The sequence below is a fragment of the Vibrio genomosp. F10 str. ZF-129 genome (genome assembly GCF_000287055.2).
Taxonomy (GTDB): Bacteria; Pseudomonadota; Gammaproteobacteria; order Enterobacterales; family Vibrionaceae; genus Vibrio.
This window is the reverse complement of sequence record NZ_AJYQ02000086.1, coordinates 25,694-43,562: the sequence shown is the minus strand read 5'-3', so window position 1 is coordinate 43,562 and position 17,869 is coordinate 25,694. Positions and strand designations below refer to the sequence as shown.

At 45.5% G+C, this 17,869-nt stretch carries 16 protein-coding genes and 1 riboswitch; of the genes, 7 read left to right on the top strand and 9 right to left on the bottom strand.

The genetic code is table 11. From position 1 onward, the window contains the following. Positions 1 to 2: 2 nt before the first annotated feature. Positions 3 to 1,082 (top strand): DNA replication/repair protein RecF, encoded by a 1,080-nt coding sequence (recF, locus tag A1QO_RS08675; RefSeq protein WP_017040222.1) that lies wholly within the window; start codon positions 3 to 5, stop codon positions 1,080 to 1,082. Between the two features lie 18 nt (positions 1,083 to 1,100). Further along, entirely contained in the window at positions 1,101 to 3,518 is a 2,418-nt protein-coding gene (gyrB, locus tag A1QO_RS08670; RefSeq protein WP_017038347.1) for a DNA topoisomerase (ATP-hydrolyzing) subunit B, read from the top strand. Between the two features lie 240 nt (positions 3,519 to 3,758). Here gyrB and A1QO_RS20700 read toward each other — a convergent pair whose 3' ends face one another. Then, positions 3,759 to 3,881, bottom strand: a complete 123-nt coding sequence (locus A1QO_RS20700; RefSeq protein ID WP_277814230.1) for a hypothetical protein — start codon at positions 3,879 to 3,881, stop codon at positions 3,759 to 3,761. A 140-nt stretch (positions 3,882 to 4,021) separates the two neighbouring features. On the opposite strand from A1QO_RS20700, the gene A1QO_RS08665 reads away from it, so the two are divergent. Continuing rightward, positions 4,022 to 4,456 (top strand): Hsp20 family protein, encoded by a 435-nt coding sequence (locus tag A1QO_RS08665; RefSeq protein WP_009848140.1) that lies wholly within the window; start codon positions 4,022 to 4,024, stop codon positions 4,454 to 4,456. Positions 4,457 to 4,562: 106 nt separating this feature from the next. Here the strand turns inward: A1QO_RS08665 and A1QO_RS08660 are convergent, their stop codons facing one another. From A1QO_RS08660 to glyQ, 3 genes are all read right to left on the bottom strand, one after another. Then, positions 4,563 to 5,813: a valine--pyruvate transaminase gene (locus A1QO_RS08660; RefSeq protein ID WP_017040221.1), complete on the bottom strand. Its 1,251-nt coding sequence runs from the start codon at positions 5,811 to 5,813 to the stop codon at positions 4,563 to 4,565. Between the two features lie 233 nt (positions 5,814 to 6,046). Continuing rightward, a complete protein-coding gene (glyS, locus tag A1QO_RS08655; protein ID WP_017040219.1) occupies positions 6,047 to 8,113 on the bottom strand; it encodes a glycine--tRNA ligase subunit beta in 2,067 nt (688 codons plus the stop codon). Positions 8,114 to 8,115: 2 nt separating this feature from the next. Further along, positions 8,116 to 9,039 carry a glycine--tRNA ligase subunit alpha gene (gene glyQ, locus A1QO_RS08650; protein WP_017038344.1) on the bottom strand — a complete coding sequence of 308 codons (924 nt, stop codon included), beginning with the start codon at positions 9,037 to 9,039 and terminating at the stop codon, positions 8,116 to 8,118. 210 nt (positions 9,040 to 9,249) lie between these two features. After that, positions 9,250 to 9,376: riboswitch (yybP-ykoY riboswitch) on the top strand. A 91-nt stretch (positions 9,377 to 9,467) separates the two neighbouring features. Between glyQ and A1QO_RS08645 the strand changes: the two genes are divergently transcribed. Both A1QO_RS08645 and A1QO_RS08640 read left to right on the top strand, forming a co-directional pair. After that, complete coding sequence (locus A1QO_RS08645; protein ID WP_017034355.1) at positions 9,468 to 10,022, top strand: TMEM165/GDT1 family protein; 555 nt, start codon at positions 9,468 to 9,470, stop codon at positions 10,020 to 10,022. A gap of 164 nt (positions 10,023 to 10,186) precedes the next feature. Next, the gene (locus A1QO_RS08640; protein WP_017034354.1) at positions 10,187 to 10,444 is read left to right on the top strand and encodes a hypothetical protein; all 258 of its coding nucleotides are present in this window, start codon (positions 10,187 to 10,189) and stop codon (positions 10,442 to 10,444) included. A gap of 78 nt (positions 10,445 to 10,522) precedes the next feature. On the opposite strand, the gene tusA is transcribed toward A1QO_RS08640, so the two are convergent. After that, a complete protein-coding gene (gene tusA / locus A1QO_RS08635; RefSeq protein ID WP_017034353.1) occupies positions 10,523 to 10,771 on the bottom strand; it encodes a sulfurtransferase TusA in 249 nt (82 codons plus the stop codon). Positions 10,772 to 10,921: 150 nt separating this feature from the next. Between tusA and A1QO_RS08630 the strand changes: the two genes are divergently transcribed. Next, on the top strand, positions 10,922 to 11,107 hold the full coding sequence (locus A1QO_RS08630) for a hypothetical protein (protein WP_017034352.1): 186 nt from the start codon (positions 10,922 to 10,924) through the stop codon (positions 11,105 to 11,107). 165 nt (positions 11,108 to 11,272) lie between these two features. After that, positions 11,273 to 12,217, top strand: coding sequence for a LysR family transcriptional regulator (locus tag A1QO_RS08625; protein WP_017038343.1), 945 nt, complete (start codon positions 11,273 to 11,275; stop codon positions 12,215 to 12,217). A gap of 117 nt (positions 12,218 to 12,334) precedes the next feature. Here A1QO_RS08625 and A1QO_RS08620 read toward each other — a convergent pair whose 3' ends face one another. From A1QO_RS08620 to A1QO_RS08605, 4 genes are all read right to left on the bottom strand, one after another. After that, positions 12,335 to 13,315: an MDR family oxidoreductase gene (locus A1QO_RS08620; protein ID WP_017034350.1), complete on the bottom strand. Its 981-nt coding sequence runs from the start codon at positions 13,313 to 13,315 to the stop codon at positions 12,335 to 12,337. Positions 13,316 to 13,471: 156 nt separating this feature from the next. Continuing rightward, positions 13,472 to 15,019 (bottom strand): threonine ammonia-lyase, biosynthetic, encoded by a 1,548-nt coding sequence (gene ilvA / locus A1QO_RS08615; protein ID WP_017040218.1) that lies wholly within the window; start codon positions 15,017 to 15,019, stop codon positions 13,472 to 13,474. Positions 15,020 to 15,023: 4 nt separating this feature from the next. Further along, the gene (gene ilvD / locus A1QO_RS08610) at positions 15,024 to 16,880 is read right to left on the bottom strand and encodes a dihydroxy-acid dehydratase (RefSeq protein ID WP_017038342.1); all 1,857 of its coding nucleotides are present in this window, start codon (positions 16,878 to 16,880) and stop codon (positions 15,024 to 15,026) included. Between the two features lie 17 nt (positions 16,881 to 16,897). Beyond that, on the bottom strand, positions 16,898 to 17,863 hold the full coding sequence (locus tag A1QO_RS08605; protein ID WP_017034347.1) for a branched-chain amino acid transaminase: 966 nt from the start codon (positions 17,861 to 17,863) through the stop codon (positions 16,898 to 16,900). Positions 17,864 to 17,869 lie beyond the last annotated feature (6 nt).

Here is a 17,869-nt window from a genome sequence, read left to right as displayed (position 1 = left end):
GAATGCCATTAAACCGTCTGATTATCAAACAATTTAGAAATATTGAAGCCTGTGATATTGAACTGTCTACAGGCTTTAACTTTCTTATTGGGCCCAATGGAAGTGGCAAAACCAGTGTCTTAGAAGCGATTTATTTGCTCGGACATGGCCGTTCCTTTAAAAGTTCACTGACAGGCCGAATCATCCAAAATGAACAGGATGAACTGTTTGTCCACGGTCGTTTTTTGAACTCGGATCAATTTGAGCTACCAATTGGCATTAATAAGCAGCGCGATGGGACAACAGAGGTTAAAATAGGCGGTCAATCTGGGCAGAAGCTTGCGCAGCTTGCACAGATTTTACCTTTGCAACTCATTCATACTGAAGGGTTTGAATTACTGACTGATGGACCGAAACATCGACGTGCATTTATCGATTGGGGTGTGTTCCACAGTGAGCCTGCATTTTATGATGCATGGGGGCGATTCAAACGTCTCAACAAGCAAAGAAATGCATTATTAAAAACAGCGACCAGCTATCGAGAGCTCAGTTACTGGGACCAAGAGATGGCGCGCTTAGCGGAAAGTATTAACGCTTGGCGACTACAATATGTCGATGAGTTAAAGAATCATGCCGAGCAGATTTGCCAAGATTTTCTGCCCGAGTTCGATATTCAGGTCAATTATTATCGTGGTTGGGATAAATCCACACCATATCAGAAGAGTCTGGAAGATAATTTTGTCCGCGATCAGGCGCTTGGTTACACCTTCAGTGGGCCAAATAAAGCCGATTTAAAGATAAAAGTGAATGGGACACCCGTTGAGGATGTGTTATCACGAGGTCAGTTAAAGTTGATGGTTTGTGCACTTCGTGTCGCGCAAGGTCAATACTTAACCCAGAAGACCGGTAAGCAATGCATTTATTTAATCGATGACTTTGCTTCAGAATTAGATAGCCAACGTCGTAAGCGTCTTGCTGACTGCTTAAAAGAGACCAAGGCTCAAGTTTTTGTAAGCTCTATAACCGAACGCCAAATTGCCGATATGCATGACAATAACGGCAAGATGTTTCATGTGGAACATGGCACAATAGAGCACGGATAAATAACGAGAGAGTAATTCATGTCTGAAAATTACGATTCATCGAGTATTAAGGTACTAAAGGGTCTGGATGCAGTACGTAAGCGTCCGGGTATGTACATCGGCGACACAGATGATGGCACCGGTCTACACCACATGGTTTTTGAGGTGGTGGATAACTCAATTGATGAAGCGTTAGCGGGTCATTGTAATGACATCATTGTGACTATTCATGAGGACAACTCAGTATCGGTACGTGATGACGGCCGTGGTATCCCGACTGAATTGCACGAAGAAGAAAATGTATCGGCAGCTGAAGTTATCATGACGGTTCTTCATGCTGGTGGTAAGTTCGATGACAACTCGTACAAAGTATCAGGTGGCTTGCACGGGGTAGGTGTTTCGGTAGTCAACGCTCTTTCTAAGCAGGTGACCTTAACCATCCATCGTGGCGGTAAAATTCACAAACAGACGTATCAGCATGGTGAGCCTCAAGCGCCACTAGCGGCAACAGGTGATACCGAAAGAACCGGAACTGAAATTCGTTTTTGGCCGAGTGAAGAGACCTTCACCAACATTGAATTCCATTACGATATCTTAGCAAAACGACTGCGTGAACTTTCGTTCCTAAACTCTGGCGTGTCTATCAAGCTGATTGATGAGCGTGAAGAAGATAAAATGGACCACTTCGAATACGAAGGCGGTATTCAAGCATTTGTTGAGCATCTTAATACCAACAAGACACCGATTATCCAGAAAATATTCCATTTCGATTCTGAGCGAGATGACGGTATTACCGTTGAAGTCGCGATGCAATGGAACGATGGTTACCAAGAAAATATCTACTGCTTTACCAACAACATTCCACAGCGGGATGGTGGTGCTCACTTAGCCGGTTTCCGTTCTGCGTTAACTCGTACGCTAAACAGCTTTATGGATAAAGAAGGCTTTTCTAAGAAAGCTAAGACTTCTACATCAGGTGACGATGCTCGTGAAGGTCTAACGGCAATTGTTTCTGTAAAAGTGCCGGATCCTAAGTTCTCAAGCCAAACCAAAGATAAACTGGTTTCATCAGAAGTGAAATCAGCCGTTGAATCTGTTATGGGTGAGAAACTGTCAGAGTTCCTGATTGAGAACCCAGGTGAAGCGAAGATTGTTTGTTCGAAAATTATCGATGCAGCACGAGCTCGTGATGCAGCGCGTAAAGCTCGTGAAATGACACGTCGTAAAGGCGCATTAGATTTAGCGGGTCTTCCAGGTAAACTAGCGGACTGTCAGGAAAAAGATCCTGCATTGTCTGAACTGTATATTGTGGAAGGAGACTCTGCTGGCGGATCAGCCAAGCAGGGGCGTAACCGTAAGAACCAAGCGATTTTGCCACTGAAAGGTAAGATCCTAAACGTTGAGAAAGCCCGCTTTGATAAAATGCTGTCTTCTCAAGAAGTTGCCACACTGATTACCGCACTAGGTTGTGGGATTGGTCGTGACGAATACAATCCAGATAAACTGCGTTACCACAACATCATCATCATGACCGATGCCGATGTCGATGGTTCTCACATCCGTACTCTGCTCCTGACGTTCTTCTATCGTCAAATGCCTGAACTGATTGAACGTGGTTACATCTATATTGCTCAGCCACCGCTTTACAAAGTGAAGAAAGGTAAGCAAGAGCAATACATCAAAGATGAAGAAGCGATGCTTCTGTATCAGGTTTCTTTAGCGCTTGATAATGCATCACTGCATGTGAACGCTGAAGCTCCGGCCTTTTCTGGTGAAGGTTTAGAGAAACTGGTACTGCAATACAATGCAGGTATTAAGCTGGTGGATCGTATGAGCCGCCGTTACCCTCGCGCTTTGATTCATGAGTTCATCTACATGCCTCGTCTAAGCGCTGAGCAGTGTAATGATGTAGCTGCAGTGGAAGCTTGGGGTAATCAGCTGATTGACCAGCTTAATGCAAAAGAAGAAGGCGCGAGCCAATACAGCCTAGAGATCGAGCAGCACGTTGAGCTTGGATTAAATCTTCCTAAAGTGATTGTTCGTACTCACGGAGTGACTCATGAGCACTTACTCAGCATTGATCTTCTGAACTCGAAAGAATACGCAAAATTAGCGGATCTTTCAGAGGCTCTTGACGGTCTTATCGAAGAAGGGGCTTACATTAAACGTGGTGAGCGCACACTGGAAGTTGCAACGTTTGTTGAAGCTATAGATTGGCTAATCAAAGAGTCTCGCCGTGGTCTAAGCCTACAGCGTTACAAAGGTCTGGGTGAAATGAACCCGGATCAGCTTTGGGAAACGACCATGGATCCTGATTCTCGTCGTATGCTACAAGTAACGATTGAAGATGCAGTTGGTGCTGATCTGTTGTTCACGACATTAATGGGTGATCAAGTTGAGCCGCGTCGTAACTTCATCGAAGAGAACGCACTTAAAGTAGCTAACCTAGACGTTTAGTCTCTTTGATACTTCGCTCTTTCGCTTAATTTCTGTGCCAGAGGTGCTCACATACATTCGTATGCTCCGCGCCTCTTCCTTGAACTAAAACGAAATAGCTTCGTCTCAAAAAACTCAATTTATTATTAAAAAGACTGCCCGAAATGGCGGTCTTTTTTGTTTTTTAAGTATTTGAAAAATAATGATCTTGGAAAATAATTGAAAATTATCCCTTGAAACTATTTTGCTCAATCCATATATCTAGTTGTGAAGAGGATGACTGTCTTGCTCTACAAGAGAAGAAACAGAACCTTCATAACCGTTGCTAGAGTGTCGCTCAATAGAGGATAACTTTGGCAGCACACAACTTAAAAATTGATTCATTGCCATGTCCCAGTGTTGTCGCCAATAGAGGTGAAACCCGAGGAATGCGAATTGAATCTCTTAGCTGTTTACTGGATCACACTGGTTCGATCTCAGTAAAATTCACGGCTAAGACTATTGCTTACTAAAAGGATAGCATTATGAGAACTGTAGATTTCACTCCACTTTACCGCAACGCAATCGGCTTCGATCGTCTATTCAACATGATGGAAGCGAACACATCGAAGAACTCTTCTGGCGGTTACCCTCCATACAACATCGAGCAAAAAGACGAGAACAACTACCGTATTACTATGGCCGTTGCTGGTTTTGCTGATGACCAATTAGATCTGACTCAGAAAGAGAACATGCTAATTGTTAAAGGTGAGCGTAAAGCAGAAGCAGAGAAAACCTTCGTATACCAAGGTATCGCAGAGCGCGATTTCGAACGTAAATTCCAACTGGCAGACTACGTAAAAGTGGTAGGCGCAAGCATGGAAAATGGTCTTCTTCACATCGACCTAGAACGCGAAATCCCAGAAGCGATGCAACCACGTAAGATTGCTATTAATGGTAATAGCCTACTAGAAGGTTGATTACTGTTAGCTCCTTAGAGCTAAAAAATATCGGGAAGTAAAAGTGAAAGAGCGCCTAATGAGGTGCTCTTTTTGTATTTGGTCTACGGTAAGCTAAAAGCTCTGATTACTGCTCTGAGTAAGCCTTTTTCACTTCTTCAGCAATAATATTAATGCCTTTTTGCATCGCTTCATCGTCTTGTACGTAGTTCATACGCAAGCACTGGTGAGCATGATCCCATTCGTCTTTTTGGCCAATAAAGAAATACTCACCGGGAACGATCAATACGCCGCGGTCTTTTAAACGCTTATACAGTTCCATGGTGGTGATGGGCAGTTCATCAAACCAAAGCCACAAAAAAATGGCCCCTTCTGGTTTGTGAATTCTAAAGCGTGGATCTTCTATCGCCTGTTGAAGTAACTCAACGGCTCGCAGCGATTTCTGTTGATAAAACGGCTTAATAACATCACTACTGAGTTTCAGTAAGTCACCTTTCTTTATCATATGATTCGCTATGGTTGGCCCAATGCTTCCTGGAGCTAAGCTGATGATGCCATTCATATTGGTCAGTGCTTGGGTCACTTCTTCACTCGCGAGAATAATCCCACAGCGAACACCCGGTAAACCCAGTTTCGATAAGCTCATGCAGAGTATGGTATTGTCGTTCCAGAACGGTTTTACATCTTCAAAAATGATGTTTGGGAATGGCAAACCGTAAGCGTTATCGATGATAAGTGGAATGTTATTCTCTCGCGCTAACTTATCCAGTTTTTGAATTTCGTCATCGGTTAATACGTTCCCCGTTGGGTTGGTCGGGCGAGACGCGCAAATGGCTGCGACTGATTCATTCACTTTCAGTTGCTCAAAATCAACATGATATTTGAACAATCTATTCTCTAGCATTTCAATTTCTGGGTGGTACGAGACGAAAATGTCTTCATCAATGCCTGCATCCCCATAGCCGATGTACTCTGGTGCTAAGGGCAGCAATATTTTTTTATGGGAACCATCGGGTTGCTGACCAGCGAAGAGATTAAACAGGTAGAAGAAACCGCTTTGACTGCCATTGGTAAGGCTAATGTTCTTTTCAGAAATATCCCAACCATAGGTTTCGCTAAATAGCTTGGCGAGCGATTGAACAAACGTCGTTTTACCTTGAGGGCCATCATAGTTGGCCATAGCGGCGAGAAAATCCCCATTGGCGAGCATTTCTTCACTGGCTTGGTGAAAGTAATCGAGCATGGATGGAATGGCAGCGGGGTTACCACCACCGAGCATGATGGCTCCTGGTGTTCTCAGACCGTCATTTAAGTCATCCATTAATTGGGTAATACCAGAATACTGATTAAATTTTTCACCAAACTTAGAGAATTGCATTGCTTACTTACCTAGTTTATTACGAGTGCTTTTTATAATGAAAACGGATGTTCACTCCGTTTGGGATGATATTTGAACATACCGCGGAAACACTTTGCGAGGCAAAGCTTATTTTTGGATTAGGCAAAAACAAAGCCCAATTCCGAGGAGTTGGGCTTAAAAGGAGTTAACTACTTAGTCTTGTTACTTTACTTTCGTTACTGTTTCAGCAAAGCTTATTTTTGTAGTAAAGCCTATTTCTGCAACAGAGAAATATCAGCAATCTGTAGGAACAGGTTACGTAGGTTGTTCAGTAGCGTTAGACGGTTCTTCTTAAGCGCTTCGTCATCAGCCATAACCATTACGTTATCGAAGAATGCATCAACCGGTTCACGTAGATCAGCAAGCTTACTTAGGGCTTCTTGGTAGTTGCCTGTCGCGAATGCTGGTTCTAGTGCTTCCGTCATTACTTCAACGTTTTCAGCCAGTGCTTTCTCTGCGTCTTCTTGAAGAAGCGTTAGGTCGATTTCAGCTGGTAGCTCGCCATCGAATTTCGCAAGGATGTTACCTACACGCTTGTTCGCTGCTGCTAGTGCTTCTGCTGCTTCCAGTTCACGGAAGTGAGAAACCGCTTTAACACGTTGGTCAAAGTCAGCTGGCTTAGTTGGACGACGTGCTAGTACCGCTTGGATGATATCAACGCTGAAACCAGCATCTTGGTACCATGCGCGGAAACGACCTAGCATGAAGTCGATAACGTCAGCTTCAACATTGTCGTTAGTTAGCTTGTCGCCTAGTAGCTCTTTCGCTTTACCGATCAGATCCGTTAGGTCTAGGTTGTAGCCGTTTTCAACGATGATACGTAGCACACCTAGTGATGCACGACGTAGAGCGAATGGGTCAGAACCTTTTGGTGCTTGGCCAATACCGAAGATACCTACGATAGTGTCTAGCTTGTCTGCCATTGCAACTGCTGAAGAGATACCCGTGCTTGGTAGGTCGTCACCAGCGAAACGAGGCATGTACTGCTCGTAAAGTGCTAGTGCAACTTGCTCGTCTTCACCATCGTGAGTCGCGTAGTGCATGCCCATTACACCTTGTGTATCCGTGAATTCGAATACCATAGATGTCATTAGGTCACACTTAGCCAGTAGGCCTGCGCGCTTAGATTTCTCAACGTCAGCATCGATTTGCTCAGCGATGTAGCCAGCAAGTTCTGTGATGCGGTCTGTTTTGTCTTTGATAGTACCAAGCTGCTTCTGGAAGATAGCTTGGTCTAGCTCTGGAAGACGGTCGATCAGCGGGCGCTTACGGTCTGTGTTGAAGAAGAACTCAGCATCAGCAAGACGTGGACGTACAACTTTCTCGTTACCTTCGATAACGTGACGAGGCTCTTTAGACTCGATGTTTGATACGAAGATAAAGTTAGGAAGTAGCTTCTTATTTTCATCGTAAACAGGGAAGTACTTTTGGTCACCTTTCATGGTGTAAACCAAAGCTTCAGAAGGTACTTTTAGGAACTCTTCTTCAAACTTCGCTGTCAGTACGACTGGCCATTCAACCAGAGACGTGACTTCTTCAACAAGGTCATCTTCTAGGTCAGCTTTACCGCCAACCGCTGCTGCCGCTTTTTGCGAATCAGCAAGGATGATCGCTTTACGCGCTTCGTAATCTGCCATGACTTTACCGCGCTCTTCTAGGATCGCAGGGTATTGGTCAGCAGAGTCGATGGTGAACTCTTGTTCGCCCATGAAACGGTGGCCACGGATAGTACGAGCAGAAGCTACGCCTAGGATTTCGCCTTCAACAAGCTCATCACCTAGCAGTACTGTCAGTGTTTTCACTGGACGGATAAATTGAATGTCTGAGTTACCCCAGCGCATTGCTTTAGGAATGGGTAGGCCAGCCAGTGCTTTCGCAGCGATGTCCATCACCAATTCTTGAACGGGTTTGCCAGCCACTTCTTGTTTGAAAAGAAGCCACTCGCCTTTGTCTGTTTTCAGGCGGTCAGCTTGCTCAACAGTAATACCGTTACCACGAGCCCAACCTTGCGCTGCTTTCGTTGCGTTGCCTTCCGCATCGAATGCGACAGAAATTGCAGGACCGCGTTTCTCAACCACTTTGTCTGCTTGGCCTTCAGCCAGTGCAGTTACTTTAAGTGCTAGACGACGAGGTGCTGCGTACCACTTGATGCCTTCGTGAGAAAGCTCAGCCGTTTTAAGACCTGCTTCAAAGTTAGCAGCAAAGGCTTCTGCTAGAGAACGAAGTGCTGTTGGTGGAAGCTCTTCCGTACCCAGTTCAATTAGAAAATTCTTCGCCATGATTACTTCTCCTCGTTTGTCTTTTTACACATCGGGAAGCCAAGCGCTTCACGTGATGCGTAGTACGCCTCAGCAACTGATTTCGTCAGGTTGCGGATACGAAGGATGTAACGTTGACGCTCTGTTACCGAGATAGCTTTGCGCGCATCAAGGATGTTGAATGCGTGGCCTGCTTTTAGAATGCGCTCGTAAGCTGGAAGCGGCAGTGGCTTCTCAAGCTCAAGTAGCTCTTTACACTCTTTCTCGCACTGGTCGAAGAAAGTGAATAGGAAATCTACGTCTGCGTGCTCGAAGTTGTAGGTTGATTGCTCAACTTCGTTTTGATGAAAGATATCACCGTAAGTCACGTTAGAACCGTCTGGTGCTACATTCCATACTAGGTCGTAAACAGAATCGACTTCCTGGATGTACATAGCTAGACGCTCGATACCGTAAGTGATCTCGCCAGTGACAGGCTTACACTCAAGGCCGCCAACTTGTTGGAAGTAAGTGAATTGAGTCACTTCCATGCCGTTTAGCCAAACTTCCCAACCAAGACCCCATGCGCCTAGCGTTGGGTTTTCCCAGTTATCTTCTACGAAACGAATATCGTGCACTAATGGGTCGACACCAAGTACTTCAAGTGAGCCTAAGTACAGTTCCTGAATATTGTCAGGAGAAGGTTTCAGAGCGACCTGGAATTGATAGTAGTGCTGCAGACGGTTCGGGTTTTCACCATAGCGACCATCGGTCGGACGGCGAGAAGGTTGAACGTAAGCGGTAGACATTGGTTCTGGACCAAGTGCACGCAGACATGTCATTGGGTGAGAGGTGCCAGCACCTACTTCCATATCCAAAGGTTGAACAATGGTGCAACCGTTTTGAGCCCAATAATCCTGCAGCGCGAGGATCATTCCCTGGAAGGTTTTGATATCGTATTTTTGCATAGTCAAGTTCGCGCGATTCTTCTAAGTGATTTAGTGAAAATAACCACCAAGTATAGCGACATATTGAGTCTGCGAGTAGAGGTAATCATGGTTAATTAGTACCCAGTACGGGGTTTAATCCATTTTATCGCTTTCGTGATCAATAAATTCATCAAATGAAACAGTTTTAGGTCGTCTTTGCTTGTATTTATTGGTATTCGCTTTAAAATCCTCATCGTCTTTGGGGAGTAGCCTGCTTATTCAGCTTGAATAAGTTCGTTCGTCAACATAATTGGTGCAAAATCACCATGGCGTTCGAGACCTTTGTATCAATCAGACTTTTCTGGGTACAAGGTTTAGCAAGACCTTAGACAAACATCATGAACCGGGGTGGGGCATGAGGTTTGTCTATGGTTAAATATAATAATCCTCGCCCCAATGAGCATGTCATGAGCGTTTTAGCAATTTCCATTACCACTGTCGCTTTAGCCGAGATCGGCGATAAGACACAGTTACTGTCATTATTACTGGCAAGCCGGTATCGAAAACCAATCCCAATCATAGCCGCTATCTTTTTTGCGACCATTGCCAATCACGCGTTAGCTGCGTGGCTCGGTGTGGTTGTCGCAGATTATTTATCACCTGACGTATTAAAATGGGTGTTGGTGGTGAGCTTTATTGCGATGGCGGGCTGGATTTTGATTCCAGATAAACTCGATGACGATGAGAAAATTTCCAATCGTGGACCGTTTGTCGCTAGTTTCATCGCCTTTTTTATCGCCGAAATTGGCGACAAAACACAGATAGCGACATCGATTCTTGGCGCTCAATATGCTGACGCTTTGACGCTTGTCATTTTAGGCACAACGATTGGAATGCTGTTAGCTAATGTGCCGGTAGTTATCATTGGTAAGTTGTCGGCAGACAAGATGCCTTTAGATTTAATTCGAAAAATCACAGCCTTGTTATTTGTGGGCCTTGCGATAGGTGCCGCTCTTTTCTAAGCGATACAGGGTTTATGACTTCGTGATTATTGCGATATTGAACTAGATCAAAAAGTGATTCGATCTTACTCAATATCGCTGTCACTGACACATAAATGTCACAAATATTGTGCTAATTTGGTGGCGTAAAAGTAAACAATTCATAGCAGCGAGAGGGCACTATTATGCTTACACGTTATATGGGTATGACACCGAAAAGTCAGAGTTACTTATTCACCTTTGGGTTAGCGATAACATTGCTTGGTATCGTGTTGACCGACATGTGGTTACCCATGGTGATTGGCGCTATTGTGATGACAGGGTTAATGGTGGAGTCTTGGATTCGCGTTGCTCACATTATTCCGATGCATCAAGAAATGCGAGATATGCAAAAACAAATTACCGCATTGCAAACTCAGTTACGTCGGCACGAATCAGAATAGAAAATATCTATTTTGTCGTAGAATACAGTAAAAAGGGGCACAATCATCTATGTTGTGCCCCTTTTCAGTTTTTGTGCTTTAGGCAATGCCTTTTCGTATTAAATATTGATAGGGCAACGTCTCAGTCTGAAAGGCGACCAATTCATGATCCATAAAGCGACAAAAGCTCGGAATATCACGAGTCGTAGAAGGATCGTCGGCTTTGACGAATAGCACCTCCCCATCTTGCATTTTTCTCATCGTTTTTCTCACCATCATTACGGGCTCTGGGCAGCGTAATCCTTCTGCTTCTAGTGTATGGGTGGCAAGTGTTGAATCAAAGGTCATGGTGAACTCTCTGTGACAGCGTTAGAGCGGTAGATAATACTAATGAAGAAAAAATATTCAATAATCTCTTGGCAAATTGATCATTTTGTTTTAATTTAGTTAACAAGTTGGTAACAACTGGTATTTCAGAGAAAAGATTAAGGAGCGAACATGCTAACAGCACTCGATAGACTGACCATCTACTCCGTTCTTTGTTTTATATCTTTTTGCGCTTTGGTATTACGTTCACCAGCTGACTTGTCTTTAATTCCATTATTTGGTTTAAGTGCAACGATTTTAGGGATTTGGCTTGAGATGCGTCGTTGGACGGGCGTATCTGAAGAACAAAAAAATTAGTGCACAATAGGCTTAACTAACGTTAAGCAAAGACTGCTCACTTGTAAGACTACACACGAATACATTCCGACACTACCCCAGTTTTCTTGGGCTTCCCCGCTGAAAAGCGGGATTTTTTTTGCCCAGAGGTTACACTAAAGGTTATTACTTTAGTGGAGCCAAGCCGTGGAATTAGAAGAGGTTTACCGTAAAGATCTCAATCTACTGATCGCCTTAAGGGTATTGATTGAAGAGTCCAGCGTGAGTAAAGCCGCTGCTCGTTTAAGCCTCAGCCAGTCTGCCATGAGTCGTGTTCTTGGTAGGCTTCGCCAATTATTGGCGGACCCCCTGTTTACTCGCCAAGGTCAACACCTTATACCGACTGAAAAAGCACTAGAGATCGATCGCTCTTTGGGGGAGCCACTTGAATCTCTTCGTCAATTGCTTTCTCCCTTGGAGTTTGAACCTCAAAGCTGCGATCAGGTGTTTTCTATCGCGACGACCGATTATGCAATGCAGACTATTTTGCCTTTTGCTTTGCCACGGATATACCAAGAAGCCCCTAATGTGTCATTTAATTTCTTACCCTTACAGCACGATAGGCTTTCCGATCAATTGACTTATGAAGGGGCTGATTTAGCTATCTGTAGACCAACTGGGCCTGTAGAGCCTTTACGTAGCGAGATTCTAGGTCGAGTTGGGGTTCTGTGTTTGCTTTCAAAGCAGCATCCATTGGCAGACCAAGAGATGAGTCTAACGGACTACCGAGATTATCCTCATGCGATGATAGCGATCAGTGATGGCGTGAAAGCGTTGCTAGAGCAGTCGCTAGTGGGAAATCCCGCCCCTAAAATGGTACTTCGGGCTTACCATTTAGAAGCCGCATTAGCGATTGTGGATACTATGCCACTTATCATTACGGTTCCTGCTGACTTGGCTTACTTAGTGGCTGAACGATACGATTTGGTGGTTAAGCCCTTACCATTTCAGTTTACTCCTTTCGACTATTCGATGATTTGGCACCCTCGATGTGAGCACTCCCCTGCGCAAGAATGGCTGAGAAGTATTGTAAAAGAGGAGTGTGGACGTTTGATTGCCAAGCGAGTGAAAGACATGGGGTTGGATGGTTAACCCTACTGAAAGGCCGTCATAGCTCCTATTTATGATAAAAAGCATGATCAAAAAAAGCTTTAGGTCTCCCTAAAGCTTTTTGCTAAACAGACGGTTTTAAAATCAACAATCAGTCAGTTACAGCTTGATCACGACTCGTCCCGTGATTTGGCCGTTAGTGATGTCTTCTGCGTATGTTGGGGCCTCGGCAAGATCAATTTCTGTACAGGCTTGCTCAAAGTAGCTCTCTGGTAATAGCTCAACCAGCTTTTCCCAGGCAGCAATGCGTTTTTCTAGTGGACAAGAGACTGAATCGACACCTTGCAAGCGCACGTTACGCAATATGAATGGCATGACCGTTGTTGGTAAATCAAACCCACCGGCTAAGCCACACGCGGCAACAGCACTGTTATAGTCCATTTGTGCGAGTACTTTTCCAAGTACCTTGCTTCCGACGGTATCAACAGCGCCAGCCCAGATTTGTTTTTCAAGTGGGCGTGCTGGTTCTTCAAATTCGCTACGGTCAATGATTCGGCTTGCTCCTAGTTTTTCTAGTAACGGCCCGTTTTGTTCCACTCGGCCTGTCACGGCGGCCACTTTGTAACCCAACTTAGCCAGTAGTGTTACCGCTACGGAACCGACACCGCCACTCGCGCCTGTCACAAGTACTTCACCGGTTTCTGGTTTTACACCTGCATCAAGAAGCGCTTGAACACAAAGCATGGCGGTAAAGCCTGCAGTGCCAATCATCATCGCTTTTTTACTATCAAACCCTTTTGGCAGAGGCACCAGCCAGTCCGCTTTTAGACGTGCACGCTGCGCCATGCCACCCCAATGGTTTTCACCGACGCCCCAACCAGTAAGGACAACATGGTCGCCCGCTTGGTAGCGATCATCGTCAGAGCTTACGACGGTACCGGCTAAATCAATACCTGGGACCATAGGGAAATTACGAATAATTTTGCCTTTTCCTGTGATAGCAAGGCCATCTTTGTAGTTTAAAGAAGAATAATCGACATCAATCAGTACTTCGCCTTCCGGCAGTTGTGATTCATCGATTTTTTCTACACGAGCGATGGTACGTTTTTCTTCTTGATTTAGAACTAAGGCATTGAACATTCGTATTCTCCACTTAAGGACAGCAATGAAATTACACACAGTGTAGTGAGAAACTAACTATGAATAAAATGAAACTTTAGCATTATATCTATGTGCTAAACGCATTAATTAAACAGTACAGCATAAAAAAGCCAGTCAAGGTGACTGGCTTTGAGTTTAGGATAAAAAGAACTGATAGGAAGGGTTATCCGTTTCGTCTTTGCATTGATAACCCAATTCACGCAGGTGCGCTGAAAAACGAGTTAAATCATGTTCATCCAGTTCAAAACCACACAACACTCGACCATAGTCGGCGCCATGGTTACGGTAGTTAAACAGGCTAATGTTCCAATGCGTTCCGAGGGTGCTTAAGAACTTAAGCAATGCACCAGGGTATTCTGGAAATTCAAAACTGTATAAGCGTTCTTTCAGTGGTTTCGACGGTTTACCACCAATCATGTAGCGAACGTGTAGTTTCGCCATTTCATCGTCTGATAAATCCACGACAGGGTATCCCCCGTTGCGAAGATCGTTAATGATGTGTTCGAGCTCTTCTTGCCCACCTTGCAAACGCACACCAACAAAAATATTGGCTAGGCTATCGTCGTTGTAGCGGTAATTAAACTCCGTCACAGCTCGGCCACCAATAAGATCGCAAAATTCAAAGAATGCGCCTTGGCGTTCAGGAATGGTCACCGCGAGCAAGCCTTCACGTTTTTCACCCAGTTCACAGCGCTCTGAAACATAACGTAAACCGTGGAAGTTGGTATTCGCACCTGAAAGTATGGTGGCGAGTTGCTTGCCTTTCAGTTGGTTTTGCTCTGCAAACTTCTTCAATCCTGCAAGGGCAAGGGCGCCTGAAGGTTCAGCGATGGCACGTGTATCTTCAAAGATGTCTTTTACCGCAGAGCAAATCTCGTCACTTGAGACAGAAATATGCCCATCAAGGTATTGTTGACATAAACGGAACGTTTCATCACCAATGCGTTTGACCGCAACGCCATCTGCGAACATGCTCACTTGGTCAAGAACAACAGGCTCACCAGCATCAAGCGCGGCTTTGAGGCAGGAAGAATCTTCCGGCTCGACGGCAATCACTTTGATTTCAGGCATCAGTTGTTTGATTAACACCGAGACCCCAGCCGCTAAACCACCGCCACCAACCGGCACAAAGATATAATCTAGGTGACCATTTTGCTGCAACATCTCCATGCCTATCGTGCCTTGCCCTGCAATCACTAATGGGTGATCAAAGGGAGGAACAAAGGTATAGCCGTGCTTTTCTGACAACCGTTCAGCTTCGGATTTCGCTTCATCAAAGTTACTGCCATGAAGTACAACGTTGCCACCAAAGCTTCGAACCGCCTCGACTTTGATATCGGGGGTTGTCTTCGGCATCACAATCGTCGTCGTGATCCCCAGCTTTGTTCCTGACATCGCTAAACCTTGCGCATGGTTGCCAGCGGATGCGGCGATGACGCCCTCAGTTTTCTGTGCTTCAGACAAGCTTGCAACCATGTTGTACGCGCCACGCAACTTGAACGAATGTACAGGTTGACGATCTTCACGTTTCAGTTGCACCTGGTTGCCCAAACGTTCGGACAAGCGCGGCATATCTTGCAATGGGGTGACCATCGCGACTTCGTAGACAGGTGCTTTCAGGATTTGGCGCAGATAGTCTGCGCCAGTTTGTTTCCCTTGCTTTGCTAAAAAAGCGTCGGTCATGGGGTTACCCTTCTAGCTTAGACTTATCGCGTACCGCGCCTTTGTCTGCACTTGTTGCCAGGCTCGCATAGGCTTTAAGTGCAAGTGATACAACACGTTCGCGATTGACTGGTTTCCAACCCATTGTATCTTGCGCTGTGCGTCGCGCTGCCAGTTCATCTTCAGACACATCGAGCGTGATGGAACGACTTGGAATATCAATAGTGATGATATCGCCATTTTTCACTAGACCAATCGCACCGCCACTTGCTGCTTCTGGAGATACGTGACCAATAGAAAGACCGGATGTACCGCCAGAGAAACGGCCATCAGTCAGCAGTGCACAAGATTTACCGAGTCCCATTGATTTAAGGTAAGTCGTAGGGTAGAGCATTTCTTGCATACCTGGGCCGCCTTTCGGGCCTTCGTAACGAATAACAACCACTTCGCCCGCTTTGACTTTTCCGCCTAAGATATTTTCAACAGCGTCATCTTGGCTTTCAAATACAATGGCAGGGCCTTGGAATGTTAAGTTTTCTTCATCTACACCAGCCGTCTTAACGATACAACCGTCGACCGCAATGTTACCTGAAAGAACGGCCAGTCCGCCTTCTTGGCTGAACGCATTGTCTATGGTGCGAATGCACCCTTCTTTACGGTCATCGTCTAAACGATCCCAACGGCAATCTTGTGAAAAGGCTTTGGTGGTACGAATACCAGCAGGGCCAGCTCGGTAGAATTTGAGAACGTCTTCATCGTCTGTTTGCATAATGTCGTATTGAGCAAGCTGCTCTTTCATCGACATATTGAGTACTGTGCGAGTGTCACCGTTGAGTAGGCCTGCACGGTCAAGCTCACCAAGGATAGCCATCACACCGCCTGCACGGTGAACATCTTCCATATGATATTTAGGGGTGGATGGGGCAACTTTACATAGGTGTGGAACACGACGCGACATGGCGTCGATATCGTCCATATCAAAATCAACCTCACCTTCAAGAGCCGCTGCAATAAGGTGTAAAACCGTATTACTTGAACCGCCCATGGCAATATCAAGTGCCATGGCGTTTTCAAACGCGGCTCGGTTAGCTATGTTGCGTGGCAGTGCTGAATCGTCGCCTTCTTCGTAGTAACGTCTGGTTAGATCAACGACACGCTTACCTGCATTGATGAACAACTGCTCACGATCGGCGTGTGTTGCCAGCATAGAACCGTTACCTGGCTGAGACAGCCCTAACGCTTCCGTTAAACAGTTCATTGAGTTCGCTGTAAACATACCAGAGCAAGAGCCACATGTTGGGCATGCTGATCGTTCAACTTGCTCGCTTTGTTCATCTGAAACCGTTGGATCAGCGCCTTGAATCATGGCATCGACCAAGTCGAGCTTGATGATTTGATCGGAAAGCTTGGTTTTACCTGCTTCCATTGGGCCGCCTGATACAAAAATCGCCGGAATGTTAAGGCGCATAGCGGCCATCATCATTCCTGGGGTGATTTTGTCACAGTTCGAGATACACACCATGGCGTCGGCACAGTGCGCATTGACCATGTACTCGACTGAATCGGCAATAATTTCACGAGATGGTAGCGAGTAAAGCATGCCACCGTGGCCCATTGCGATGCCATCATCCACAGCGATGGTGTTGAATTCTTTGGCGATACCACCGGCTTTTTCAATCTCTCGAGCAACCAGTTGCCCCATGTCTTTTAGATGTACGTGACCGGGAACAAATTGCGTGAATGAGTTAACAACAGCGATGATCGGCTTGCCGAAATCTTCATCTTTTACGCCCGTTGCACGCCACAATGCTCGTGCGCCCGCCATGTTGCGTCCATGAGTTGTGGTCGCGCTGCGGTAGGTATTTTTTGGAGTCTTAGACATTTGAATTTCCTTTTCTATTACTTCGCAGACGGAGTGCTTTGTTGGGGCTTGTTCTCTGGGTAAATGTAGTCAAGCCAACCCCACTTGTCTTCTGTGGTGCCGTTAAATAAACCAAAGTAATCCGCTTGCAATACTTTAGTGATTGGGCCGCGTTTTCCTGTACCCACTTCAATTTTATCCACAGAGCGTACTGGAACAATTTCTGCTGCGGTTCCAGTCATGAACACTTCGTCAGCAAGGTAGAGTGCTTCACGAGCAATATTTTCTTCACGAACTTCGTAACCACGCTCGCGTGCTAGAGTGATGATTGTGTCACGTGTAATACCCGGCAAAATGGCACTGGTTGCTGGTGGTGTCGAAAGAACGCCATTGCGAATCACAAAGATGTTCTCACCTGCACCTTCAGATAGGTAGCCATCAACACTTAACGCAATGCCTTCATCGTAGCCATGACGACGCGCTTCTCCACCAACAAGCAGTGAAGAAAGATAGTTACCGCCCGCTTTAGCCGCCGTCGGTATCGTGTTCGGTGCCGCACGGTTCCAGCTAGAAATCATCGCATCAACGCCGTTCTCTAATGCTTCTTCACCAAGGTAAGATCCCCAAGGGAAAGCCGCAATAATCAGATCCATGATCGAGTCTTCTGGTGGACAAACACCCAGGCCAACATTACCAACAAAGCCAAGTGGGCGAATGTAAGCGGATTCGAGTTTATTTTGGCGCAGAGTCTCGCGTGTCGCTTCCATGATTTCTTCTTCCGTGTAAGGAATTGGAAAACGGTATATTTTCGCGGAATCTTTTAGGCGTCTTGCATGCTCTGGGTGACGGAAGATAACTGGCCCATTTGGTGTGTTGTAGCAGCGCACGCCTTCAAATACAGAAGTGCCATAGTGCATAGCATGAGTAAGAACGTGAACATTGGCCTCAGCCCAAGGAACCATCTCACCATTAAACCAAATGTAGTCAGCTGTTTTTTTAGACATTATTAT